26 protein-coding genes and 1 pseudogene are annotated in these 24,670 nt (G+C 49.7%); 20 read left to right on the top strand and 7 right to left on the bottom strand.

Annotated elements, in window-relative coordinates; genetic code table 11:
• Positions 1 to 7 precede the first annotated feature (7 nt).
• The gene (locus ACJJIF_RS12800; protein ID WP_444928739.1) at positions 8 to 559 is read left to right on the top strand and encodes a DUF4136 domain-containing protein; all 552 of its coding nucleotides are present in this window, start codon (positions 8 to 10) and stop codon (positions 557 to 559) included.
• A gap of 90 nt (positions 560 to 649) precedes the next feature.
• Here the strand turns inward: ACJJIF_RS12800 and ACJJIF_RS12795 are convergent, their stop codons facing one another.
• On the bottom strand, positions 650 to 1,081 hold the full coding sequence (locus tag ACJJIF_RS12795) for a phage integrase N-terminal SAM-like domain-containing protein (RefSeq protein ID WP_444928738.1): 432 nt from the start codon (positions 1,079 to 1,081) through the stop codon (positions 650 to 652).
• Positions 1,082 to 1,307: 226 nt separating this feature from the next.
• Here ACJJIF_RS12795 and ACJJIF_RS12790 point away from each other — a divergent pair, with 226 nt between their 5' ends.
• The 4 genes and pseudogenes from ACJJIF_RS12790 to ACJJIF_RS12775 all read left to right on the top strand — a co-directional run bounded on the left by ACJJIF_RS12790 (position 1,308) and on the right by ACJJIF_RS12775 (position 3,229).
• On the top strand, positions 1,308 to 2,204 hold the full coding sequence (locus ACJJIF_RS12790) for a DUF4261 domain-containing protein (RefSeq protein WP_444928737.1): 897 nt from the start codon (positions 1,308 to 1,310) through the stop codon (positions 2,202 to 2,204).
• A gap of 189 nt (positions 2,205 to 2,393) precedes the next feature.
• Entirely contained in the window at positions 2,394 to 2,684 is a 291-nt protein-coding gene (locus ACJJIF_RS12785) for a transposase (RefSeq protein ID WP_444928736.1), read from the top strand.
• A gap of 191 nt (positions 2,685 to 2,875) precedes the next feature.
• A pseudogene (locus tag ACJJIF_RS12780) lies at positions 2,876 to 2,968 on the top strand (IS3 family transposase); the annotation flags it as partial.
• The gene (locus ACJJIF_RS12775; RefSeq protein WP_444932348.1) at positions 2,954 to 3,229 is read left to right on the top strand and encodes an integrase core domain-containing protein; all 276 of its coding nucleotides are present in this window, start codon (positions 2,954 to 2,956) and stop codon (positions 3,227 to 3,229) included. The pseudogene ACJJIF_RS12780 and the gene ACJJIF_RS12775, both read left to right, overlap by 15 nt.
• 151 nt (positions 3,230 to 3,380) lie before the next feature.
• Here the strand turns inward: ACJJIF_RS12775 and ACJJIF_RS12770 are convergent, their stop codons facing one another.
• Together ACJJIF_RS12770 and ACJJIF_RS12765 are read right to left on the bottom strand one after the other, a co-directional pair.
• Positions 3,381 to 4,433: a glycosyltransferase gene (locus tag ACJJIF_RS12770; protein ID WP_444928735.1), complete on the bottom strand. Its 1,053-nt coding sequence runs from the start codon at positions 4,431 to 4,433 to the stop codon at positions 3,381 to 3,383.
• Between the two features lie 33 nt (positions 4,434 to 4,466).
• Entirely contained in the window at positions 4,467 to 5,507 is a 1,041-nt protein-coding gene (locus ACJJIF_RS12765) for a glycosyltransferase family protein (protein ID WP_444928734.1), read from the bottom strand.
• A gap of 146 nt (positions 5,508 to 5,653) precedes the next feature.
• On the opposite strand from ACJJIF_RS12765, the gene ACJJIF_RS12760 reads away from it, so the two are divergent.
• The 10 genes from ACJJIF_RS12760 to ACJJIF_RS12710 all read left to right on the top strand — a co-directional run bounded on the left by ACJJIF_RS12760 (position 5,654) and on the right by ACJJIF_RS12710 (position 16,294).
• Complete coding sequence (locus tag ACJJIF_RS12760) at positions 5,654 to 6,316, top strand: NUDIX domain-containing protein (protein ID WP_444928733.1); 663 nt, start codon at positions 5,654 to 5,656, stop codon at positions 6,314 to 6,316.
• 87 nt (positions 6,317 to 6,403) lie between these two features.
• Complete coding sequence (locus tag ACJJIF_RS12755; RefSeq protein ID WP_444928732.1) at positions 6,404 to 6,925, top strand: DUF1249 domain-containing protein; 522 nt, start codon at positions 6,404 to 6,406, stop codon at positions 6,923 to 6,925.
• A gap of 41 nt (positions 6,926 to 6,966) precedes the next feature.
• The gene (gene cpdA, locus ACJJIF_RS12750; protein WP_444928731.1) at positions 6,967 to 7,791 is read left to right on the top strand and encodes a 3',5'-cyclic-AMP phosphodiesterase; all 825 of its coding nucleotides are present in this window, start codon (positions 6,967 to 6,969) and stop codon (positions 7,789 to 7,791) included.
• A 368-nt stretch (positions 7,792 to 8,159) separates the two neighbouring features.
• A complete protein-coding gene (locus ACJJIF_RS12745) occupies positions 8,160 to 8,834 on the top strand; it encodes a hypothetical protein (protein ID WP_444928730.1) in 675 nt (224 codons plus the stop codon).
• Between the two features lie 73 nt (positions 8,835 to 8,907).
• Positions 8,908 to 9,531 (top strand): YqiA/YcfP family alpha/beta fold hydrolase, encoded by a 624-nt coding sequence (locus ACJJIF_RS12740; protein WP_444928729.1) that lies wholly within the window; start codon positions 8,908 to 8,910, stop codon positions 9,529 to 9,531.
• A 12-nt stretch (positions 9,532 to 9,543) separates the two neighbouring features.
• Entirely contained in the window at positions 9,544 to 11,430 is a 1,887-nt protein-coding gene (parE, locus tag ACJJIF_RS12735; protein WP_444928728.1) for a DNA topoisomerase IV subunit B, read from the top strand.
• Positions 11,431 to 12,067: 637 nt separating this feature from the next.
• Positions 12,068 to 12,670: a glutathione S-transferase N-terminal domain-containing protein gene (locus ACJJIF_RS12730; protein WP_444928727.1), complete on the top strand. Its 603-nt coding sequence runs from the start codon at positions 12,068 to 12,070 to the stop codon at positions 12,668 to 12,670.
• 95 nt (positions 12,671 to 12,765) lie between these two features.
• Positions 12,766 to 13,128: a Rid family hydrolase gene (locus ACJJIF_RS12725; RefSeq protein WP_444928726.1), complete on the top strand. Its 363-nt coding sequence runs from the start codon at positions 12,766 to 12,768 to the stop codon at positions 13,126 to 13,128.
• Between the two features lie 405 nt (positions 13,129 to 13,533).
• Positions 13,534 to 13,950 carry a transposase gene (locus ACJJIF_RS12715; RefSeq protein WP_444928725.1) on the top strand — a complete coding sequence of 139 codons (417 nt, stop codon included), beginning with the start codon at positions 13,534 to 13,536 and terminating at the stop codon, positions 13,948 to 13,950.
• 649 nt (positions 13,951 to 14,599) lie between these two features.
• On the top strand, positions 14,600 to 16,294 hold the full coding sequence (locus tag ACJJIF_RS12710) for a histidine kinase (protein WP_444928724.1): 1,695 nt from the start codon (positions 14,600 to 14,602) through the stop codon (positions 16,292 to 16,294).
• A gap of 449 nt (positions 16,295 to 16,743) precedes the next feature.
• Here ACJJIF_RS12710 and ACJJIF_RS12705 read toward each other — a convergent pair whose 3' ends face one another.
• On the bottom strand, positions 16,744 to 17,535 hold the full coding sequence (locus tag ACJJIF_RS12705) for an SDR family NAD(P)-dependent oxidoreductase (protein ID WP_444928723.1): 792 nt from the start codon (positions 17,533 to 17,535) through the stop codon (positions 16,744 to 16,746).
• A 129-nt stretch (positions 17,536 to 17,664) separates the two neighbouring features.
• Here ACJJIF_RS12705 and ACJJIF_RS12700 point away from each other — a divergent pair, with 129 nt between their 5' ends.
• On the top strand, positions 17,665 to 17,991 hold the full coding sequence (locus ACJJIF_RS12700; protein ID WP_444928722.1) for a winged helix-turn-helix transcriptional regulator: 327 nt from the start codon (positions 17,665 to 17,667) through the stop codon (positions 17,989 to 17,991).
• A 73-nt stretch (positions 17,992 to 18,064) separates the two neighbouring features.
• The gene (locus ACJJIF_RS12695; RefSeq protein WP_444928721.1) at positions 18,065 to 18,778 is read left to right on the top strand and encodes an NUDIX hydrolase; all 714 of its coding nucleotides are present in this window, start codon (positions 18,065 to 18,067) and stop codon (positions 18,776 to 18,778) included.
• Between the two features lie 167 nt (positions 18,779 to 18,945).
• On the opposite strand, the gene ACJJIF_RS12690 is transcribed toward ACJJIF_RS12695, so the two are convergent.
• Together ACJJIF_RS12690 and ACJJIF_RS12685 are read right to left on the bottom strand one after the other, a co-directional pair.
• Positions 18,946 to 20,337 carry a nicotinate phosphoribosyltransferase gene (locus ACJJIF_RS12690; RefSeq protein ID WP_444928720.1) on the bottom strand — a complete coding sequence of 464 codons (1,392 nt, stop codon included), beginning with the start codon at positions 20,335 to 20,337 and terminating at the stop codon, positions 18,946 to 18,948.
• A 224-nt stretch (positions 20,338 to 20,561) separates the two neighbouring features.
• Positions 20,562 to 21,677 carry a bifunctional nicotinamide-nucleotide adenylyltransferase/Nudix hydroxylase gene (locus ACJJIF_RS12685; protein WP_444928719.1) on the bottom strand — a complete coding sequence of 372 codons (1,116 nt, stop codon included), beginning with the start codon at positions 21,675 to 21,677 and terminating at the stop codon, positions 20,562 to 20,564.
• Positions 21,678 to 21,847: 170 nt separating this feature from the next.
• Here ACJJIF_RS12685 and ACJJIF_RS12680 point away from each other — a divergent pair, with 170 nt between their 5' ends.
• Positions 21,848 to 22,252, top strand: coding sequence for an FAD-binding oxidoreductase (locus ACJJIF_RS12680; RefSeq protein ID WP_444928718.1), 405 nt, complete (start codon positions 21,848 to 21,850; stop codon positions 22,250 to 22,252).
• Positions 22,253 to 22,310: 58 nt separating this feature from the next.
• Entirely contained in the window at positions 22,311 to 22,778 is a 468-nt protein-coding gene (locus ACJJIF_RS12675) for a hypothetical protein (RefSeq protein WP_444928717.1), read from the top strand.
• 10 nt (positions 22,779 to 22,788) lie between these two features.
• Here the strand turns inward: ACJJIF_RS12675 and ACJJIF_RS12670 are convergent, their stop codons facing one another.
• Positions 22,789 to 23,703, bottom strand: coding sequence for a LysR family transcriptional regulator (locus ACJJIF_RS12670; RefSeq protein ID WP_444928716.1), 915 nt, complete (start codon positions 23,701 to 23,703; stop codon positions 22,789 to 22,791).
• A 117-nt stretch (positions 23,704 to 23,820) separates the two neighbouring features.
• Between ACJJIF_RS12670 and ACJJIF_RS12665 the strand changes: the two genes are divergently transcribed.
• A complete protein-coding gene (locus ACJJIF_RS12665; protein ID WP_444928715.1) occupies positions 23,821 to 24,543 on the top strand; it encodes an SDR family oxidoreductase in 723 nt (240 codons plus the stop codon).
• Positions 24,544 to 24,670: the final 127 nt, after the last annotated feature.

Raw genomic sequence — 24,670 nt, 5'->3', positions numbered from 1 at the left:
AGTTTTTATGCGCTATTTATCAACAGGCTTACTTGTGATGCTGCTGTTGGCGGGTTGCCAGGAGCTACAGGTAGAGAGAGTCACTACCGGCGAGCCAGCGGTCGCTTTTAGCACTTATAAATGGGGAGTCGCGCCACTGAGTGGCACAACTGATGCCTCTGCCCAGCTGGTGGAGCTGGATGAAGAAATGCGCGATATGGTTGCCGCAGCGTTGCAGCAGCGGGGCTATCGCCAGGTGGCTCAGGACCAGGATGCGGATATGGTTGTGGATTACCAGGTTGCGGTAGTCGATGAGTTTTTCTCTGGTGACACACGGGACCCCAGCTGGGACAAGCAGTTTGACAGCAACGCACCCCAAGGTGTGGTGGAGCTGCCGCCCCTGACGGATGCACCGCTGGTGATTATGAGTGTAGGCATTGGCCGCCCCGGAGGTGCTGTGATTTGGGGCGGTAGAGCCAGTGAATTATTAACCCGCCCCGATAGTGTTGAGCTGCGCCAGCGACTGATTGCCAATGGTGTCAGTGAATTGTTGCGCAACTTACCGCCGGCTTATCAATAAATAAGCCTTTGTCTCAACAAGAAAAATTAACCATTAATTTAGCAGCCACTGAAATATTAGTGGCTGCTTTTTTATGCTACTACAAATAGGTTAACCCTGAGCATAGGCGTTGGTGGTCAGGATTTCTGAGTTATTCAGAGTGGTTAATTTAAACAATCCTTGCTTGCGCCCTGCATCAATATCCCCAACTTCAAGAGCCAGTGTTTCACTTAATCGCAAGCCCATGGAATAAGTTGTGAGGATAAAAACACGATAGCGCAGTTTACGTGCCGCCCCGATAAGTTGCGTAATCTCCTGTGGCGTGAGAGTATCGGGTAACGACTGAATTTTGGGTGCTTTGACGATATCCAGCCACTGCCACTCGCGCTTGAGGATATGCTTCCAGAAGAACTGTAGGCCATTGCGGTCAACCTTAACGGTACTCCAAGAGTGGGAGTCCACTAGCTCAGAAAAATATTGTTCGAGTTTATCGGTTGAGATTTCATCGGGGCAGACATTGAAATGCCCAGACAAGCGCCGCACAGCACATTCAGTTGAATCTGAGTTTATGCACTGCAGTCATTGGGTGAAAAGGCGAAGAAGGGTGGAGTGAATAGCTTTGATAGGATTTAGCTGCGCGGTAAATAATATAACTGAGGAGCCGGATGCGGTAATTCCGCACGTCCGGATCTGCGTGGGGGCAGTCGGCTAACCGGCTGTCCTACCACTACGCACTCAACGGTAGTGAACACAAATAAAGTGGAAGAATATGAGCATAACATCTAGATTTTTCGGGAAAAAAGAAACAGTATTTGAGCGAGGCTTAGTTGCAAATCCTGAACTTGATCACCCTCTTAGTCTACAGGTTCTTTTCAAGAAAAGTTTTGAGTTTAGTGCGTGCGAGTTAAAAGAAAAGTTTAACTCATATCACCCAAGTTTAGCCAAAGCAAAAGTTGAAATTGATGAAGAGCTAAAAAATAGTGGAACACCAATTGGGCTTGTAGGTTGGGGAGAGCACGTCATTCAGATTGTAGGCTTTAACCAACCATTCCCATCTGATTCTTTGGAGCGCTGTATTACACCATCCCATTATGGCAAGGAACTTAAAGATCAGGCTAGATCCCATCGGGCACATTTGATTCTTTATTACAAAGGCTATGATAACAATCCAATAGCTCAATATACCTCGTTAGCATTAGTTGGTGGTTTTCTAGCTGATTTTGGTGCAATCGTAGTTACTAACGAAAGTGGGCATACTTCTTTTCCTGCTATTGCGTTGTCTGGAAATGAGGTCGAAGGAGATATCTTTGAGTTTCTTAAGTCACTTCCCTTGCCAATTCTTTACTGTGGCTTTGTTAAGTATGAAGTTGAAGGTATAGATGGAGTCTGGTTAAGGACATACGGAGCACCATTACTTGGTTTACCTGACATGGCATCATTAGTGGAAGATCACTCATTTAGTCAGGGTATATTCGAAATATTTTGTAACGTATTTTCTTATTTACTGGAGTCAGGCGCGAAATTCGCAGCGGGAAATACGATGCAAGTTGGCGAAGATGTATTTATGAAATTGCGACTTAATACTGATCAAGAATACTTTCTTGCTAGTAAAGATGAGCTATTTGTTGCTGAATTTATATCAGAATCTGAGATAAATCATTGCTAAAAAGTAATATGCGGATCTAAGGGTCTATACTAATAGACTCCTATAGCCCTTTTAAGTACAAACAACGAATAGTCTTCTTTATCAAAATCTAGAGTTTTGGAAGACTTGTAACAAAGAACTGGGGTATGAAGTGGTCTAATACTTTCGGACACTTCGCTAAGATGGTAAAACTACCAAGCGAGGTGATGTATGACAACGAAAGGTACACGCCGGCAATTCAAGCCGGAGTTCAAGAAAGACGCCGTAGCCCTAGTCTCTGAGCAAGGGTATTCGATTTCTAAGGCCGCAGAGGCTGTAGGAACCACTGCCAACAACCTGCGACGCTGGGTAAAAGAGTTGAAGCAGGAAGAGTGCGGATTAAGGCTGGATGCCGGCGAGCGCGCTGAATTGGATCGGTTGCGACGCGAAAACAAGCAGTTACGGATGGAGAAAGAAATCCTAAAAAAGGCCAGTGCCTTCTTTGCGAAAGAAATGAAGTAAAGTACAACTTTATTAAAGAACAGCAAGGCAGCTTTCCAGTTAGGACGTTATGCCGAGTGATGCGGGTAAATAAGAGTAGCTATTACGAGTGGTGTCAGCGCAGTGATAGCTCAATAGATAGCTAGACATGAAAACTATGCCATCGTTTAAAGGCCTTATTTTCTGAATCTCGGTAGAGTCTTGGAAGCCGCCGGCTAATGAAACTATTACGCAAAAAAGGCTTTAAAATTGCTCGCTATCGAGTCCGCAAGCTAATGAAGAAGCTAGGTTTGACAGTAAAACGCAAGAAGCGATTTACACTGACAACTGATAGCAAACAGCAACTACCGATCGAGGAAAACCTTCTGAATAGGGATTTCTCACCGAATGCATCGACGGAACGCTTTTTTAGCAGCCTGAAACGGGAATGGTTGACGGGGAATCTCTATGCAACAAGGGAGGATGCGATAACCGATGTAAGAGCCTATATTGCTTATTACAACTCACGTAGGATACATTCAACACTGGGGTATGTAACCCCTATCGAATTTGAGAAATGTGCTTAAAGAGGTGTCCAGTTAGACTTGACCGAAACAGCTGCCCGGCACAGCCAGAGGTCGATAATTTTAATTAAAGGGCTGCGATACCCCTGCGGCTTAAGGTTCGCCGCAGGGGGGCTTTAATCCACTGCTGGGATATCGCTGGCCGCTATCGCCATTAGCGCCCTTTCTTCACCAGGTTGTCGTAGAGATCGATATAAGAGTCGACGATAACCTGCTTGCTATAGGTCTTGGCGTATTCATCGGCTGCATTTTCTATTAGGCTCTGGCGTAGTTCCGGCGTTTCGATAACGGATTTTATCGCCCTGGCCAGCTCATCGGCACTATCGATAGGGGTAATCAGGCCGGTTTTGCCGCTGGTTATTACCTCTCCGGGGCCCTGGGAGTTCGTCGCCACTATAGGGCAGCGGTGGGCCCAGGATTCCATCACAATAGAACCCAGTCCTTCGTGCCGCGAGGGGCATACAAACAAATCCGCAGTGCGCATCAAGGCGGTGACATCGTTGCGCCAACCCAGGAAGCGCACTCTCTCCTCCAGGCCGAGCTGATGACACAGAGCTTTCAGCTTGCTCTCCTCGGGGCCGCTACCGGCGAGCCACAAAGTGGCATTGGGAATCTGGGTGAGGGAGTGGAGGAGGGTGTCGAATCCCTTGTTAATATGCAGGCGGCCGGCAGAGAGGATTAGGGGCCTGTCTTCCGGGGTGTTGAAGCTGTTTCTGGGTAGCGGATCAACCGGTGTCTCGTCGGCAAAATTGGGGATATGGAAAATCTTATCCTTGGGGATGCCACCATCCCGCAAATGCTGACAGATACCTTTGCTGATGCCGATCCAATAATCCGCATGGCGGTAATATTTAAGATTGTAGTAGTGCCCGAGGCGGCTGACCAAAAGGTATTTTTCAGAGCTGGGGGTAATTGAGGTGGCGCGCCCCATCCAGGTCATTACGATATCCGGCTGCCATTGATTGAGGGCGTCCCGATATTTTTTGCGGCCGAGAAAATCCAGCTTGCCACCGAATTTAAAACCTTCAGTTTCCACACCGTTACCGCGCAGTGTCTGTACCCGGTGATCGTGGTTGCGAATAAACGCCTTTTCCGAAATTTCGCTGCGGGGATTTAATCCACTGACGAGACGCACAAAAAAGTTCTCCGCACCGCCGTGTTCAGCACCAGCGAGTATCTGTGCGACTCGAATAGGGTTGTTACTCATAATCTATTGCATCTTATCGAATTGGGCGAGGCACTACTTGAGAGTGCCATCCAGATTGATATCTTGGGCCCAGGCATAGTCGTGACTAAAGGGTTGTTGAGTCGTGGCTTCAACAATGTACTGAGCGTAGAGCTTTGAGTTCATTTCGTTGTGGAAAAACGCCCTGGCCCGCGCTGCCCAGGCGCGTCGCTTGGCATCGTCGCCGTTAAATTCGCGGATTTTTGCCAGCAGGTCCTGTTCATCGGAGAAATAAACGACGCTTTCTGCAGGGAGTAGCTCGTCAAAATGCAACTTGTCACTGGTGAATTGCAAAATACCGTTACCGGCTAGCTGGGCCATGCGCGCGGAGGAATACCAGTAATGGGTGTCCTGGCGGTTGAAGTTTAGTCCCATTTTGGTTTGAGACAGGGCGCGGTCGTAGTCGCGACCCCAAACCGGCGCCTCGCCGAAGCTGCCGTAGGTTTTAAAGTTCAGCGAGTCCCCCAGGGCGTCTTTCAGATTTTTAACCATCTGTAGGCGCTGGGTAAAATTATTGCTGTTACTGCAAAACAGCAGGTCGATCGGCAGATCTGTGCACTCTGCGTTATTCAGGTTTTCAATCGAGGGTTCAACCGGGTTGGGCATGTGATAAACACGGGCACCAAAACCCTCGAATATTTTCAGTTCCCGGCGTCCGGTAGAGACAAATACCGCATCGGCGACTTCCGCACGGTATTTGATTCGCTCGACATTGCTGGGAACAAACAGGGGGTCGTTATTGCAGTGGGCAATAAAGCAGTTGGGTAAACGCTGCTTGATGGCCTTTAGGGTGTCGTTCGTGATCATATCGCAGTGGCCCGCGATGATCAGGTCCGGCTCGAAGGCCTCAACGGTTTCCAGCAGGCGGCGGTTTGCCTTTGTAACGCCCAGGTCGCGAATACCGAAAGGCGCCTCAAACGCGGCGATATCGCGGTCGCTGAATACCTGGGTGTAGTGGTCATTTTTTATCAGGCCGAAGGTGAGCTTCTGCGCCCAGCTAACCCTTGTCTTGCCATAGCGTCTCAGCTGCTGATAGGCGATATTCAGCACTCTCATGTCGTGTACTCTCGAAATTCAACACGGAAACCCGGATAGCCTCTGTAGTCAGTGGCTGGTACGGTGGGCGCAGAGTATAACAGCTGGTCCCCGGGTCTTGTCGCGGAAGCAGCGCGGCAAATCCGAAACTTAGGGAGAGACGAACCATGCCACAAGATAACAGTCGAACTGATTTAACCCCGGAATTTGCTGCGGACTCGGTAGACATAATCTCCAGGGAAACCGTATTTAAGGGCTTCTTTACCATGCTGCGCCTGCGGCTGCGCCACCGCTTGTTTCGCGGGGGCTGGAGCGGTGAGATAGAGCGGGAGCTGTTTCAGCGGGGCGAAGCCGTGGGGGTCTTGTTGTACGACCCGGCCCGGGATCGGTTGGCTCTCACCGAGCAGTTCCGAATCGGCGCCCTGGAGCGCCCTGCGGGGCCCTGGTGCCTTGAAGTGGTTGCCGGTATGGTGGAAGAAGGGGAAAGCCTGGAGGCGGTGGCGCGCAGAGAAGTCCAGGAGGAAGCCGGGTGCAGCGTGCAGGATTTACACTTTATCCACAGCTATACCCCCAGCCCGGGGGGGAGTTCTGAGCGTATGCACCTGTATTGCGCTTTAGTAGATCTGGAGGGGGCTGAAGGCGTTTTTGGCTTGGCTGAGGAAAACGAAGATATCCGCCTGCGAGTATTTCCACGCCAGGGGATTGTGGAGGCGATGCAGGGGGATTATTTACCGGGAGAGAGCCCGATAGACAATGCGGCCACACTGATTTCACTACAGTGGCTAGAGTTAAATCGGGCGCGTTTAATTGATAAGACGCCAGCTGCCTGATCGGTCACTGTCATTTGCGCAACTTTACCCGCGTGAGGGACAAACTGAGAGGTGAATCACGGCGGCAATTGAATCGGAGTGTTGATAATGGCTCTAGTAGGTGAGGCAGATGCGCGGCAACGCAAGCAGACGAGGATGTCGCCAAATGGCAACGGCAAGGCGGTGTATCGGGTCGATTTACCGTCTTATCATGCCGACTGCGATGCTAATTACCTGCGCCTGCTGAGGCTGCTTCCAGAGCTGTCTGAGAGAGAGCAATGGTGCTACCAAATACCTGGTGGCAGTCTAAAACTGAGAGTGGTGACCCGCTCCAAGTATACCACTGAGGTGTTACTGGACGCAGAGGTTAATCTCAGAGAGAGCCGCTGGCTGGAATCCCCCAACTTGACCGCGCGCCTGTACCACGATGCGCGGATGGCTGAGGTGATTGCAGTCAATGGCCGTGGGCCGGTAGGTGGTAAAGGAGTAGACACCACCTACCCAAATCCCCGTATGCAGCGCGCAGATGAGAGACCTCAGGCCAATCGCTTTCTCGGTGAGTGGCTTGAGTACTGTCTTGCAAATGGTCGCGCAGAATTTGAATTAGTGCTGGATGGTCGGAAAATTTAATTCTGCGGTAGAACACACGGATGTGATTACAAGGTGAGCAAGTGATTCGCGAGCACAACAAGCCTAAAAGGTCTGATAAGACCAATTCATATCGTCTGATCCAAATAACAGATCCACATATCGGCAGCCGGGCAGATTATCAATTGCTGGGCCTGGATACGGGGCATACGCTGGATGAGGTGCTATCTGACATCGCTTCCAGGCAACAGGCCGCGCAAATGGTGGTGGCCACTGGAGATATCAGTGCGAACGGGGCCGAGGCTTCGTACCGCCGCTTTCTACAAAAAATGCGCACCGTGCAAAAACCCTGGTATTGGCTACCGGGGAACCATGATGTCAGCGCCCGCATGAAGCAGCTGGCCCCACATCGCAACACCGAAGTGGTCGCCCTGGGCAACTGGCGCCTTTTGCTGCTGGATACCAGTGTTGAAAATCAAATCTGTGGCGGCCTCAGCGAGGCACAGCTGGAGCGCTTGCAGTTGCTGCTGTGGGAGACCCGCGACTATCCGGTAATGATCATGATGCACCACCAGCCGGTACAGGTGGGAAGCAAGTGGATCGACGGCCATATGTTGCGCGATGGGCGCGACCAGTTGCTGCATATGGTTGCCCAGGCACCACAGGTGAAGGCGCTGGTATGGGGGCACGTACACCAGCAGTTTGACAGCCGTGAGGGCGGAGTAGGCCTGCATGCAACCCCCTCGACTTCAGTGCAATTTACCCCGGGCAGTGGGCCCTTTGCCGTAGATGATGAAATGCCAGGCTATCGTTGGTTCGATCTATACGATGACGGCAGTTACCAGACCGGGGTAGAGCGCGTGGCAGTTTCAAAATACTCCGTCGATCTGGCGTCTTCCGGCTACTGAATCCCCCTCCTTACCGAGCACGGCATCACTCCGCAATACGGAGAAAGTCCTAAGCGGTGCGCTTTGAAAGTCACCGCTACTGGGCCACAGTTCCTGCAAATTGGCAGGAGCTGGGTCCCCGCCACCGCCGAGACCCGCGTAAATAGTGCGGCATGGCTCAGCGGCCCTTTAGGGAAGTTACCTTTATCTTCTCTGTTCCCTCACCGTACAATGAAATCCGGGGGGGAGGGATCACTCGCCGTAGTTGTGGGCCGGTAAAATACGTTAATAGGTACTGGGGTTTTGGTTGTAGTGCGCCTCACTGTAAGGGTATTTTGCTGCTACTGCGGTGATTGAGCGGATAACATCGGGAAGTGAGGAATTGAAAAATGAAAAGAATATTTATTTTGCCGCTCCTGGGTATGGCGCTACTAGTGGGTGCTTGCGCGCACCAGTCCGGCGAGGGCGGAGAGCCTGAGCCGGCGGCACAAACAGACAGCCTGGGCTTGCTTCCCAGGTCCAGCACGCTGGATGAGGTCGCTGCGGCATTTGCATTTGATATCAGTGGGGCCAGCGTATTTATTGCTCCGGTCAAAGTCGACTACACCAAGCGTTTCTCCTCAGTAGCGCGCAGCCGCTATCGGGAAAAGGATTACGAGCTGGATGAGAAGGATATGCAGCAGATGAATGCACTGCTGGCTAAAACCTTTACCGAGAAATTTCTCGCGCCACGCAATAGCACTGTGACAGAGAACCCGCAGCAGGCGGATTACACTTTGTCGCTGTCTCTGGAGAAGTTTTCCGTGGCCGCGCCCCTAGACCCCTCCCCCTGGACTTGGCGTATCTATACCGAGCAGAGTGCCTACGGTGTACTGGTGGGGACCCTCTACGACCGCAAGGGCAACGCGGTGATGCACTTTCGCGACCGGCGCGATATCGGTGAGAATCTGGCTGCCTATGGCCCCGCTGGGCGCCTGGAGCGCTTTACCAGCGTCACTTTCTGGGCCGATATGCGCATCGATATGCGGCGGGCCTTTGCCAGTTTGAATCGCACTCTGCTGTAATACTCACCAGCGTTTGCGGCTTCTGGTTACATCGGCCCCCCGATTGGCGATATGGGCGCTATAATCACCGCCTATGCAAACTCATGATCTTCAAGGAGGGCCGCTGCTGATTTACCTGCACGGCTTCCTTTCGTCACCACAGTCTTTTAAGTGTCAGTTGATGCGGGAGTGGCTCAAGGCTAACTACCCGCAGGTTACCTTCTGCGCGCCACAGATCTCCCCCTATACGGACAGGGCACAGCAGTCTTTACTCACCCTGTTAGAGGGTTTCCTCCAGGAGCCGAAGCGGGGGCCGATAGGCCTGGTGGGGAGTTCCATGGGTGGCTTCTGGTGTACCTACCTCGGCGAGCGCTTCCAATTGCCTGCGGCACTGATCAATCCCGCAGTGCGCCCTGCGCGCTTTATTCCGGCCTATGTGGGCAGGGCCTTACAGCCTTACAGTGGTGAAGAAGAGACATTCTGCCTGAGCCAGGTTGATGTCGATACCATGCAGCGGGTACAGGCAGAGTTGGATGCGCCACTGGAGAGCCGTTACTGGCTGCTCGCCCAGCGTGGGGATGAAGTTTTAGACTACCGCGATGCGCAGGATTTCTACCAGGGACAGCGCCAAACTATTGAAGACGGTGGTGATCACAGTTTCCAGGAGTTCGCACGCTATTGCGATCCCATCATCGAATTTCTATTTAACGAGCAGTAATCAATAAGAGCTATGGCTAATTATTCCGCCGAAGATATTGAGGTACTCACGGGGCTAGATCCGGTGCGCAAGCGCCCCGGGATGTATACCGATACCGCACGCCCAAATCACCTGGCCCAGGAAGTGATCGACAACAGTGTCGATGAGGCTCTCGCCGGGCACGCCAAAAAGATTGAAGTGGTATTGCACAAGGACCACTCGCTCTCCGTGAGCGACAACGGTCGCGGCATGCCAGTCGATATTCATCCAGAGCAGGGGCGGCCCGGTGTCGAGGTTATTCTCTCCACCCTGCATGCCGGGGGCAAATTCTCCAATGATAACTACCAGTTCTCCGGCGGCCTTCACGGCGTGGGTGTCTCGGTGGTTAACGCCCTGTCCAAGGTGTTGGAAGTCACGATCCAGCGAGATGCTAAGGTCCACCGCATCGGATTTAAGGACGGTGAAAAAGCTTCCGACCTGGAAGTGATCGGTGAGTGTGGCAAGCGCACAACCGGTACTAGTGTGCGCTTTTTGCCGGACCCCCAGTATTTTGATTCGGCCAAATTTTCCGTGGTGCGCCTGCGACACCTGCTGCGCGCCAAGGCGGTACTCTGCCCCGGCCTCACCGTTACCTTTATCAATGAGCAGGACGGTGAATCTGACGAGTGGTATTACGAAGATGGCCTCAAAGACTACTTAGCCGCTGCCAACCAGGGTTGGGAAGTGCTGCCGGCAGAGCCTTTTGTGGGCAGCTTTGCGGCCACCACCGAAGCGGCGGACTGGGCTGTCCAGTGGCTGCCGGAGGGGGGCGAGGTCACCGCTGAATCCTACGTCAACCTGATTCCCACCGCGCAGGGCGGAACCCATGTCAACGGCTTGCGAGCCGGCTTGCTGGAGGCGATGCGGGAGTATTGCGAGATTCGCAACCTGCTGCCCCGTGGTATTAAATTGGGGCCGGAAGATATTTGGAGCCAGTGTTCTTACGTGCTCTCTGCCAAGCTGGCCGACCCACAATTCTCCGGCCAGACCAAAGAGAGGCTCTCCTCCCGCGAGGCGACGGCGTTTATTTCCGGTGTCGCCAAGGATGCATTCAGCTTGTGGCTGAACCAGCACACGGAAGAGGGCGACAAGCTCGCAGAGCTCTGTATTGGCAACGCGCAGAAGCGCATGCGCTCGGCGAAAAAAGTAGCGCGTAAAAAAGTCACCCAGGGGCCGGCCTTGCCGGGCAAACTGGCAGATTGCTCCAGTGGCGATACCTCGCGCTCTGAGCTCTTCCTGGTGGAGGGGGACTCGGCCGGTGGTTCTGCCAAGCAGGCGCGAGACCGGGAATTCCAGGCCATCATGCCGCTGCGCGGTAAAATCCTGAATACCTGGGAAGTCGACTCCGGGGAAATTCTCGCCAGCCAGGAGGTACATGATATTGCTGTGGCGCTCGGGGTAGACCCGGGTAGTGATAAGTTGGAAGGGCTGCGTTACAACAAGGTTTGTATCCTGGCCGATGCCGACTCGGATGGTCTGCATATTGCCACGCTATTATGTGCGCTGTTCTTGCGACATTTCCGACCGCTGGTAACCAATGGCCATGTCTATGTCGCTATGCCCCCGCTGTTCCGCATAGATATCGGCAAGGATGTTTACTACGCACTGGATGAGTCCGAGAAACAGGGTATTCTCGATCGCATCACTGCGGAGAAGAAAAAGGGCAAGATTCAGGTAACTCGATTTAAGGGCTTGGGTGAAATGAACCCCATGCAGTTGCGTGAAACCACGATGGACCCCAATACCCGCCGCTTAGTGCAGCTCTATGTCGATTCCGGGGATGATAGCAACCAACTGTTGGATATGCTCCTGGCGAAAAAGCGGGCGGGAGATCGCAAGCAGTGGCTGGAGAGTAAAGGGAATCTGGCCGAGATCGGCTAAGTTTCAAGCTTGTTTTCTGGTTTTTTTAAATGGTTGCCTTAGTTTATTAAGGCAACCATTTGGAGCGCTGCAGGCAGCACTTTATGATTTGAAATTTGTATTTATCTAACTCTACTGTTTCATTTAATCGATGACAGTGAGTGTTAGGAATCCACTCCCCCGCGTATCCTCAGATAACCCTAATGTTATAGGGCAATCAACCGACGAATTAAAGCAATTAGAGGTAACTTGGAGCCTCTGGATAATTCTGTGAATCGATCTGCAAGTCCTGTGCAGGCCCTTGCCTGCATAACGGTTACATTGCAGTTCACACAGAGAGCTGCGCTCATTTTCGGTTAGCTATACCTAATACCTGTAACCTTTAAATTCGTAGAGGTGTTGTGGAATTACTCATAGGGTCTCAGGTGTAACAAAGTTGGCACCATATTACAGGTTGAGACTTTAAGTAGAGCCATTATTCGGAATAAAAAGTGGTACGCGAGTTTGTTTGTTAGCAAGCTAAAGGGGGATGCATTTCAGGGCTGAATGCAGATCATGATATGGAGGCAGAGGAGGCTTCAAATAGAATTAAATGATGTGTATAAAGCACAGTCTTAGTGTTATACGCCTCAAAAAATTCGACTTAGGAGTTTTAATTGTGGAATTAACTGTTGGTACTGATTCAACGTGGTCATTAAGAGCTTGGATGTGTAGTCAAATAGCTCAATTAAACGTCGAGGTTAATGTAATTGATTTGACAGGCCGCGATTACAAAGCTGAAGTTTTCAAACATTCGGAGACTGGCCTTGTTCCAACGCTAAATAACGGCAATATAAATATCCACGATTCACTGGCAATTGCAGAGTATTTTAATGAATGCTCTGAAGGTGCTCTTTACCCTGAACATCCCTATGAGCGAGCTTTAGCACGAAGCTTGTGTTCAGAGTTGCATTCTGGCTTTATGAATGTTAGGGCTAATTGTCCATTTACTTTAAATCAAGTGGAGCCATTAAAAAAACTCAACAATGATATTAGAGATGAACTGGCAAGGGTTGAGTCTATTTTTGAAAAAGCTAATTTACCCTATATGTTTGAATCAGCTGGGGTTGTAGATGCATTCTATTCTATACTTGCTTTTAGATTAAAAGTCTATGGCATAACTTTTCGAGGTAACGCAGGCGATTACCAGGAGAGCTTATTGGATTGGCCTATTCTGCGGCAGGCTATCAGCCTAGCTAGAAGTTGGAAAAACGTAGAATAAAAAATACATCGGTTATAAAATACTTGGTTTTATTTCGCTGGACACACTGGTATAGCTAAGTATTTTTAGCCGTTTACTTAAAGGTGAGTTGTGTCATGATTGAACGAGTAGCTGGAATATATAAAGGAAGAAATAAGTCTTCTGCGTACAAAGATTTAGTTTTCTCTGTCGCCACTTCGCCGGATACGGGTTTAGGGACAAAAGAGCAAACGCGGCAGGCTCTTAAAGTAATATCCGAGAATTTGAAAGAGCTTGGCACTAGTAAGGAGAATATACTTTCGGCTCAAGTGTATATTGCTAGAATGCATGAGAAGTCGCAAATGGATGAGGCTTGGTGTACGTGGATTGGTCAAAATCAAGAACATTGGCCACAAAGAGCATGTTTAGGTGTAGAGCTAGAAGGTGATGTGCTCGTTGAAATAACAGTGGTAGCGGTCAGGCCCCAAGGCTGTTATTAACCATGTGAGCCTATAGTAGGAATTGCGCGGACACTGGATGTTTCCTGACGAACTGTACAAAATTAGGGCAATTCTTGCAAATCGGGTGGCTTCGAGGCATTCGTCGCTAAAAACGCGGCTATCCAGAAGGGATGAATCGTAGGCTAACGATAGAGCAAGAAAAGCAATTTCAAAAAAATCGTAGATGAACAGCCGGATCAGCTCAAGCTTAACTGCGCTCTGTGGACACGTAAGGCTGTCATGGAGCTAATTGAATATGAATATAGCATAAAATGCCAATCCGCACCGTCGGTGATTATCTGAAATGCTGGAATTTTACACCTCAGAATCCCGCCAGGCGGGCCTATGAGTAAAATCTTAAAGCCTTTAAAAATTGGTGGAAGAAGATTGTTCGGATATTAAACAGTGTACGAAAGGGGCATTCTCGGTGATTGTCAGCATAAGCGGGGTTATGCGCGAAAAGGGAAAACGCCCATTGTGAAGCTAAATGCAAAGCGAGCTTTACTCAATATGATTTCAGCGATTACAAATCAAGGAACAGTGCGCTTTCAAATTTACAAAGGGGGTATGAATGCTGACAGATTAATTGGCTTTCTTAAACGATTAATCAAAATATTAGGTCGCAAAGTTTATCTCATACTAGACAACCTTAGAGTGCATCATGCTCGAGTGGTTAAAGCTTGGCTGTCAGAACACAAGAATGAAATAGAGATATTTTATTTGTCATTGTATTCATCTGAATTGAATACAGATGAATATTTAAGCTGCGACCTTAAAGGGGTGTACATAGTGGGATTCCAGTACGATCTGAGAAAAGGTTGAAAAATAAAGTACTTTCTCATATGAGAATACTATAGAAAAATCCCGCGCGCGTGGCTTCCTATTTTCAGCATAAGTCAAATAAATATGCAGCATAAAGAACTATTGGTCCGCCGGGTTAATAGTTGTTCAAGAAATGGTGAGTCATATTTTTTCATAAAAATATACCCTCAAATTCGGACAGATTCCTATAAACTTTAAGACTTTAAGTTTGATTTTTTTGAGACTGCTGTTCTAATTTGTGAGGAAAAACTCTTTTTATCTAAATAGGAAAAACTCTTTTTATCTAAAAAAGTTCACTTTATCGCGTGAATCTTGTAGACTTTCTGGAAATATCAGTGCATCAAGGTGCGCATTTAATTTTATTTTCCGTAGAGCTTTTTGCTGGATACATTTTGGCGCCAAGAATAATGATTCTAGTGTGGTGTGACAAATAGGTTGCTATTGTAGAAAAATCTTAAAATATAGGTCTGAAACATGTTTGCAATGTGCAAGTAGCTATTTTTATAGGTTTTTTATACCTGCACTTAGTTCGTTGCAAAACAATAGAGAGGCTTCGCATTGTCTGTGTTAAGCATAGAAATTTTATTTTCTCCAGTATCAAGAATCATACATTTTTAAGAAATACAATGACCTATAAGGGAAATATAGGATGAAGTTTAATATCAACGTAGCAATATTGATATTTAGTGCATATCTTTCAGGGTGCAATGGGTCTTCGAGTGGGGGAGATGACCCAGACACAGGTGGCGAGCTTGCAGCAGCTACCATGGAGGTCCATTATGAGAAACCTAAAACGCTAATCTTTCGCTGGAGTGATGTTTCTGGGGCAACTTATTATCAGTTATTTGAAAATGCTGATGGTCACTCTGGGTTTGAACCTATTGGAAATCCTATTGCGCCAAAAAAAGAGCACATTGAATTAGTGGTGCCATTATTCAAAAAACTTAATGCCCGATACTTATTGCAAACCTGTAATGAATATAGATGTTTCGATTCTCAAGCCATAGCGATTGATCAGGATGTGATAGGCAGTATCGGTTATTTTAAACCTAGTAATACGGATGCTGGCGATCTGTTTAGTTGGGATCTAGCAATTAGCGATGATGGTAATTTGCTTGCAGTGGGTGCTCCTCTCGAAGATAGTGGTGGTGGCCAAGAGGATAACCTGACATCTGATTCAGGGGCAGTTTATATTTTTATTCGGGAAGATGGTGAATGGATACAGCAAGCCTACCTTAAGTCTCCAGATCCTCAAGAAGCTGCAGAGTTTGGAACTGCATTGAGCCTTAGCGATGATGGTTATACGCTTGCAGTAGGGGCATTCAAGGAGAATGGGGAAGATGATAACTTTGCTGCGGGTGCTGTTCATATTTATTCTCGAAGTAATGAAGGTTGGGCCCATAGCGCCCGACTTCAAGCAAGTAATCAAGGAAATAATGACCTATTTGGTTATGCCCTTAGCCTTAACGGGAATGGTTCTACTTTAGCGGTAACCGCACCCAGTGAAGATGGTGGTCTTGATGGCGAATTTGGCGATGCTATTGAAGATTCTGGAGCGGTATATGTGTTCCGTAATGAGGAGGGAGTTTGGTCACAGCATGCCTATATTAAGGCTGCTGACAGTTCTACGGGGTTAGGTTTTGGTGCTTCGATAAGCCTTGATGATGCTGGAGCTTCACTCGCAGTTGGAGCTAATGCTGATAATGCGGAAGCAGGTTCCGTTTATCTATACCGGTTAGACAGTGATTCCTGGGTAGGGGATGGTAAGATATCGGCTAGTAATGCTGCCGTTGGTGATTGGTTTGGCTTCTCGCTCAATTTAAGTGGTAATGGGCAAACTCTAGCAGTTGGTGCCCCATTACAAAATGGATCTACTGAAAATCAGGATACTCAAAATGGATTTGACAGTGGCGCTGTATACATTTTTTCTCGAAAAGAAAACGCTTGGCAGCAAACTGCCTATTTGAAAGCTGCTAATACTGATAGCTCTGATAGGTTTGGTGAGGCAGTAAGGATAAGTGATGATGGTAGCCTTGTAGCCGTGGGGGCATGGGGAGAGAGTAGCTATAGTCAAGGATTGTTTGGAGATAATACAGACAATTCTTTACTTAAATCAGGAGCCGTTTATATCTATATATTTAATGGTGTAGACTGGTCTAGCGAAGCTTATATTAAGGCGAGCAACACAGACTCGGGAGACTTTTTTGGTGGCTCTGTTGCACTAAGTGGAGATGGAGATAATTTAGCAGTAGGAGCGGTTGGTGAAGATGGTGCCGATAGTGGTTTGTTCGCAAATCCTGAGAGCAATGAAGCTGAATCTGCAGGAGCGGTCTATATTTATTAATTGGGCTGTATAATTTGTATTTACGTATAAAGTTAGTTCAACACTTCGGACAGTTTTAGAAAGCTGGTGCTCTTAACTTATGAGATTACAGCTTACCGAGGCTTACTTTATCAAAGGTCTAAGGTGGCCCAGAGCTGCCGATAACTGACCTGTATGGCTGTAAGCCGCAGGGTTGCTGGGCTAAAACTGTCCGAAGTGTTGTTAGTTATTTTAGTTTAAATGGTATTGTTATCATTAATCTAGATCGAATGGAATACGTTCAATATAAATTTGAGAAAGCTTTATTCTAAGTATGGGTGAGAGGCTGCTCAGGTAAATCAAAAGATTTTCCTAGAGCAGCAATATATCTAGAGTTTTAGCTAATAAAATTTCTTTAGCAGGAGTTGCAGTGCAGGAATTTATCCAAATTTAGCCCGAATAAAATACTGCTATCCGGGCATTTTGATATTCTAGTTTCTCCCTGCAATTACCCCGCCATCAATGTCCCAAATGGCTCCTGTTACCCAACTTGCTTTATCGCTTAAGAGAAAATCTACAACATTAGCGATGTCCTCGGGTATACCAACTCTGCCAATAGGGTGAAAACTGTTGAAGGAAGCAAGTGTTTGGTCTATTTCCCCCGGATCGATAAAAGATTCATAAATTGGGGTTTTGACTACCGCAGGGGAAATCGCATTGACCCGAATATTGTGCTCGGCCAGTTCCATTGCCATATGTTGGGTGAGCGAGTGCAAGCCGGCTTTTGCCATGGAGTAGGCTGAGGAGGGGGTCGCTTTTACAGACTGCTTGGCCCACATAGAACCAATATTGACTACACTCCCCCCGCCGTTACTGGCCATATTGTGTGTCACCGCCTGGCTAATAAAGAAGGTGGCGCGGTTGATATCGAGATAGGTATCGTAGTCCGCCCGAGTGTGTTCAAGGAAGGGCGTGGGGTTAAAGTAACCGGCAGCGTTAACCAAATATCTGAAGTGATAATCACTGGAGCGGATATATTCGATAATGCGGTTGATGTCGTCTTGCTGATAGAGATTGGCTTGAAGTGACTCGGCAGAACCGAGCTGTATTAGTTCGCTGAGGGCCTGCTCCAGTTTATTGCGATTATTACCGATAATAATTGTGTGGATTCCCTGTTTCACCAGCAGCTTTGCCGTGGCAAGACCCATGCCACTGGAGCCGCCAACGATTAAGGCCACTTCTTGTTGTTCTGTAGAATCTGGTCTTTTGCTTGAGTCGCTCATATTATTTCCTCACTGAGATAGGCTCATAACATGAGTGGAGTCTAGAAAAGAAGCGGCTAGGTTGAAAAGTAAGCACAAAATGGTGCACTAGTTACTTTTTGGTAAGTATTGATGAAAATAGAGGAAAAAATGCTAGCTCGAAAGTGTCCACCGAAGAGCAGTGCCAGAATGGTCGAGACTATCTATGGGTGTAAATGGTCTCTTACGGTCTATCAGCTTTTGGCCGGAGGGATCAATCGGCCGGGTGAGATGGTGCGCAGCGTGGAGGGATTGACCACTAAAGTCCTGAATGAGTGCCTGCGCAGAAATATAGAGTTCGGGATACTGGAGCGAATCAGCTATGCCGAGATACCTCCTCGCGTGGAGTATACGGTGACAGAGTTCGGGCAAAAATTTCTGAGAATTCTGGATGACCTGGAAAAGTTGCAGGAGGAAATTGACGCTTCCGAAGCTTGAATGGGGTCAATGACTTTATCCTGTTGGGGCCTTCGAGTTAAACTAAGTGTCTAAACGATACTTATTGCTCACTATGAATGAAAATGATTATATAGCTCGCTACGAGAAGCGTAATTTTGACGCTCCTCTAGTGACTGTGGATGCGGTTCTGTTCACCTATCACCAGAGCACTCTCAAAGTGCTAATGGTGAAGCGCTCTGCTCACCCGGAGAAAGGAAAATGGGCCCTGCCCGGGGGATTTGTCTCTGAAGCGGAAGATAGCAGTTTGGAGGCAACGGTTATCCGCAAGCTACAAGAAAAGACAGCTGTGATACCGCCGTATATCGAACAGCTTTACACTTTTGGGGGGCCGAGCAGGGATAGGCGCGGTTGGTCGGTTACGGTTGCCTATACCGCGCTGATTGCGCACCAGCGCTGCGCGAGTGCAATTGACAGTGTCGCAGATGTCGATTGGCTGCCTTATTCTCAGGTATGTCAGTTGTCTCTGGCATTTGATCATCTAGAGATTATCCGTCGCGCCCATGAACGCTTGGTGCAAAAAGCGCTCTATTCAATTGTGCCAGCCTTTGCATTACCGGAAAATTTCACCCTGCCGGAATTGCAGCAGGTACACGAGGCAATTATTGGCAAACCGCTACAAAAAAAATCCTTCCGTCGGCGAATTGAGCAGGCAAATCTGCTGGTGGATACCGGTGAAAAGCGCTCAGAAAAAGGCCGGCCCGCAGCGCTCTATCGATTGAGTGAGAATTCTGCAGGGCATAAATTTGTGCGAAATTTAGAATTGTGATGATGTATTTTTTTGAATTATTAGATCGGCTAACTTCTTAGTCGTGGCTGGATTTTATTGGGAAATGTTCTATAAATGGAAGCGAGCTTGCTACTGCAAGCTCGCCAAAAAATCTGCCAGATAAAATATTTAGAAAATAATTTTATCTGGCAGCAGCCAATCCCCCCTTATTCCTCCACAATAACCGCTCGCGCCCGGATCGCTTCCAGGTTCTGTTCGATCAGCAGTTGGCCGTTGCGATAGACGGTTTCCAGTAGGTTGGTGCGGTCGCCAATATCCTGTTCGCGAATCGTATAGGGGGTTCCGTCTTGGCGATATACCAGGGCCAAGCGTCCTTTTTTAGAGCGCTTGCCGCTATCGGTGGCGGGATCTTTGTACACATCCCGCCACAGGCCGTTTACTCTAACTGCGCTGGCCTTCATGGCGAATTTCATGGTATCCCGGTTAACCTTTTGTAACAGCTCGCCACCCATGCCGAAGCTAATATTTTCAGCGCTCTGTTTTCTTACCTTCATCGCGCTGAGAATAGCTTCAATCGTGTGTAGAGAAATCCCGTCACCCTGGATGACCCGAATAAAATCAGGAAGTACCCGGTAGCCCTTACTGTTAATACTCGCACCGAAGATTCGCATTAAGCGCTCGATGGTCTGAGTGACGATATCGACGGGATCGCCGCTGTCTGGGCGTATTACCAGGGTGCCGCCATTATTTTCTACCTTATCTTTTAATTCTCCACCCCAGATATCTTCAATGGCACTCCACAGGTCATAGCTGTCGCTCACTACGGCAACCAGGCGATTGTCACCGCCGAACTGCGCCAGCATATTTTCATAGGCGTTGGCTTCCTGTTCGCGCCCCCAGCTGGTCATGGTGCTGTGCTCAGCGGCGGGTATTGAGAATCCAGCCATCGGGGCTGCGTAGTAGCGGCGGCCGGCGAGCACGGCGGCAATGGTGTCGGTACCCTGGAAATTGACCAAATGGGCGAGGCCGCCTATCGCGGCGGTTTCCTCACTGCTGGCACCGCGTGCGCCAAAGTCATGTAATTTGAATGGCAGTGACTCGAGGTTTTCGGCTGTTTCCAGCAAATACCGCTGAATGACTTTCTTGGCTTCCCAACTTTGGGTGGCAACAGTTGTGGGATACCACACCGCGCGTAGCAGGGCGGTTTCGATATAGCTGGTTAGCCAGAAGCACAGGGGGTCTGTATTGACGACCTGGGCCAAGACATTTTTTGTGGGGATAACACTGCCCTCGGCAACCGCTTGAATCTCAATGGGCAGGTAGCCCCGGTGCTCTTGCAGAATATATTCCCATCCCTCCCGGTTGAAGGGCAGGCCGTGGGCCAGGCAGAGCTCCTCCGCCTCGTCGATATGCTCCGCAGTGATTGGCGTGGTCAGGTACTGTTTGATAAATGCCTGTAGGCCAAAGAAAACGGCTTCTTTGAACTGGCCACCCCGACTTTCGATATAGCTGCTGACGTACTGGGTTCCCTCCGGGTACTGGAGGTAGTGGCTGGTCTTGTAGCTGTCGACATTCAGAATGGGATTGTAGTGAGTCATCGCGGAAATCCTCCGTGAGGGGTTGTCGGCACCGGTCTTTCCCGTGCCCAGTGCGGGTTTTCTTTATGGTCTAAAGGTCACTAACTGATCTTATAGTGTCCTTTGGATACTAATATGTCAAGGGCTGCTGTACATTTTCTTGCTGATAGTTTTCGTTGATGGGTGAGTGCTAAAGCCAGCGTATTGGAGTTGCCAGAGGTGGCCAAGAGCCACCTCTGGCCTACTTAGGCACCGCCGAGCAGGGATTGAATGATGTAGTAGTGGTCTTCGAATAGCTGCTGGGGGTCCAGCTCGGCGAGAGGGACCCAGCGAGCATGGCGAGCGTCATCGGCCCCTTTAACCTTGGGCAACTGCTGACTGGGCGCTAGCTCTATGTAATAGGCGTGAGTGATAGTCCGCCCTCGCGCTGAGCGATAGGGCTCGTCAAACACATCCTGTCGGCGAATAGACCCTTTCAAGACCGGAGTGGGGACCTTCAGGCGTGTTTCCTCTCGCAGCTCCCGCAGGCAGGCATCGATCAGTCGCTCGCCGGGATCGATAAAACCGCCGGGCAGCGCCCATAAGCCGCGCCCGGGAAAAGCCCGTCGCTCTATAAGTAGGATATGGCCAGATTGGACCACTACAGCGTCGACTGTTACATGAGTGGGTGGGTAGGGGGCGGCGGCCCAAGAGGATCGGTAGCGTTGGATAAACGCCATCTCCTCACGCATTTCACCGTAGGCGGGGTTGTTGTCGATAAACGCCCTTAAGGCGCCAATAGTGCCCGCAGGTAATTGGTTTTCCCGGCTGAGTGTTTCCAGCAGGCTATCCGCCTTATCGGTAAAGAGCGCCTCTCGAAAAGGCGTTGCACTGATTTCATTGTGATTCTCTACCCCCAGGGAGTCCCACTGGGGGAAAAGATTGAGATAAAAACCGCTCTGGTCTTTGTGGTGCCCAATTAAGGCAATGGTGGGCGGTTTGTGCGGAATCGCATGATGGGCGGTCACTATGCCGTTTACAGAGTTTTGTACATTGCGCACCCACAGCTCATCGTTGTAGGGCACATCCATTAACGGCAGACAGGTCAGGCGTTTGTTATCGCTCTCGGTTAAGCTCTCCCTGATAAATTGCTCCCGCTCTTGATGGGTCCAGGGATTGCGGGGGTTGCGGGGCTGGTTCGCAGAGCCAATCAGGATGATCAGGTGATCGGCCTGAGCTAATCCGCACTGGACGACTTTCAGGTGTCCGCTGTGGAATGGCTGGAATCGACCGATAAAAACGGCAAAATCGTAGTGCTGGGTCATAGCAGCAAGCTCCTTGCTGGGCGTAAACCCCGGCCTCTCCAGGGCTTGTATCGCCATCTGCGGCAATTATGTGTCTATTGGACACTAATGGCAAGCGGGGTATATTCCGGGTGCTTCTAATCCCCTAGGGCGAGCTGTACCTAATCGCGGAGCTTGTCGGGGCGGCACAGAGTTACTGCAAGGCCCCTTTGCGCCGGTAAATTTATCTCGAGCGGTGGGTAAAAGTGATGTATCGCGGGTTATTCATTATTGTTTTATTGGCGGCGGAGGTCTCTGCGCGGGAAATAGCGCCGTTTAGCACTGACGGTTGCAGCGTATTTCCCGATGGAACGGTGGAACAGCGGGAATTGTGGCTCGATTGCTGTACTGCCCATGATTACGCCTACTGGAAAGGGGGCACGTACGGGGAGCGCAAGCGGGCGGATAAAGACCTGGCGTTATGTGTGGCGGCAACCGGGGAGGAGGAAATTGCCCGGATGATGCTGATGGGGGTCCGGGTTGGAGGTACTCCTTTTTTGCCCACCCCATTTCGCTGGGGCTACGGCTGGCCCTATTTGCGCGGCTATAAGGCACTGTCTGCGGCGGAACTGAAGGTGATCAGGCAATCCGAGGGAGCCCCAATAGCGGATTAGGCCCTGGGATAAACTAATCATTTAAATAATTAGTGCCAACTTTCATGGAGGAATCACCTTGTCGTTCTTTAGAGTTCTTCTCTGGCTGTGTATTTGCCTTAACCTATTAATTTTTGCCTATTTTTCCTTTCTCTCCCACTGGCAGATTGGTGTGTTGGAGGTCTCGCTGGGAATTTTACTGGCGAACTTCCCCCTCCCTTTTATGCTGAACTGGTGCGAGCGTATGTCAAAAGACTTGCAGGGCACCTGGATACATTTTATGCCCTATACCATTCCGCTTTTGGTGGGGTTGGGGGGAACAGCGGCTTATATTTCTGGCAGTCTCAATGGTTTTAATGAATTTAGCCTTTATTTAATCGTACCCGTTGCACAGGGAACGGCTTTTTGGGTTTTGCTCGCGGTTATTTTTTGTATTTATCCATTTATCGATAATAGAGATAGCGCCGGAGTGCCTTCCCCAGCAGAGAAAAAAGCCGAGGAAAACACTTTTCCAGCAGCCCGGCTTGAAGAGGATGAGATAGTCTAGGCTTGGCAGTTTATGTCGCAGGGCTTTCCGCTAAGGCTTGGGCATAGGCACTGCCAAACCCCTCTTTGAGCCACTGCATCAAATTGCGTACTCGCGAGAGCTGGTGGCGCAGCGGCGGGCACACCATGGATAGCTCGGTAGACTCAGACCAGCCCGGTAGGATTTCAGCCAGGCGCCCACTGGCGATGTCTGCCTGAACATAGATATCTGCCAGCCGGGTAACCCCGAGGCCGGCGAGTGCAGCGCGGTGCATTGCGCGGCCACTGATCAGCTTGATGCTGTTTTCCACCTGTACGATTTGCTGATTTTGCCCCCGGGTCAGCAGCCACTGATCCACACTGCCAGAAATCAGTGGCACAGATGCCAGATCAGCGGGCTGCTCGATGGGGCCATACTCCTTGAGGAAATTTGGGCTGGCCACATAGCGGGTTTTGATGGTGTGAAGCTTGCGCACGACCAGTGAGGAGTCCGGCAGGCTACCCATGCGAATGACCAAATCGTATTGGTCTTGAATGAGATCTACGCGCGTACTGGAGAAGTCCAGGTGAACCCTAACCCCGGGGTTGGCTTGCTGAAAGCGGATTACCAGTGGTGCAATCAAGTCCTCCCCAATAACACCGCCAACCGCATTGATACGGATAGTCCCCTCTTGCCCCCCCTTGGATTCGCAGGCCCATTCAGCGGCGGAATCCAGCTGTTGTAGAGCCTGTTTGCAGCGCAAATAGTAGCCCTCGCCAATCTCGGTTAGGCGCAGCTGTCTTGTGGTTCGGTAGAGGAGCTGTATATCCAGCGCTGTTTCCAGCTCGGTGACCAGCTGGCTCAAATTGGCCTTGGAGAAGCCGCTCTCTCTTGCCGCAGCGGTAAAACTCCCGGCATCGGCGACCAGGATAAAGGCGCGAATAGCGCGCCATGAAAGATTGTTCATAAAAACCAAACAATGTTTTCCGATTGGTTGGGCTAATCATGGTAGTTGGAATTCTTATACTGAGTCCACTCAAACAACACTATCTATTGGGATGCCTCGTTTAAGGAGAGAAACCCTATGTCCAAGCCACTCGTTGTTATTACCGGAGCCAGTTCAGGTATTGGTGCCGCTATTGCCCAGCATATGTCTGCTGCTGGGCACCCACTATTGCTGTTGGCGAGACGTGTGGAAAAACTGGAAGCTTTAGACCTGCCAAATACCCTGTGTAAAAAAGTAGATGTCACCGATGGCGCGGCTCTGCGCGAAGCAATTCGTGAAGCAGAGGCGCAATATGGCCCCGTTGACTGCCTGGTGAACAATGCTGGGCAAATGCTATTGGGGCGCATTGAAACCCAGAACCCCGAGGAATGGCGGCAGATGTTTGATGTGAATGTGCTGGCCCTGCTCAACGGTATGCAGGCGGTTTTGGAGGGGATGAAAGCGCGCCGTGGCGGGACTATTATCAATATCAGCTCTATCGCCGGTGTAAAAACCTTTCTCAATCATGCCGCGTACTGTGGTACCAAATATGCGGTCTCTGCCATAGGGGAAACCGTGCGCGAGGAGGTGGCGTCCAGCGGAGTGCGGGTTATGACGATATGCCCCGGCGCGGTAGAAACGGAATTACTCAGCCACACGACCTCCACAGAAATTATTGAAGCCTACCAGCAGTGGAAAGAATCCATTGGTGGGGCAATTAGTGCAGAGGATATCGCCCGCACCGCAATATTTATGTATTCGCAGCCCCAGCATGTGAATATTCGAGAAGTTCAAATTGCAGCGACAGGGCAGGAGCCGTAGTCCCAGTTTGGAATTATTTGCACACGGATTATTTTTCCAAGCAATATTTCTTTTGCTAATATCTCCAATCGAAGCCGGCCAAGCAGGGCTGGCTTTCCCGAAACGATAGGAAAAGATATGGAGATAT

The organism is Microbulbifer regidiadema (SeqCode), from assembly GCF_052467605.1.
This window is presented reverse-complemented; position numbering and strand designations above follow the sequence as displayed.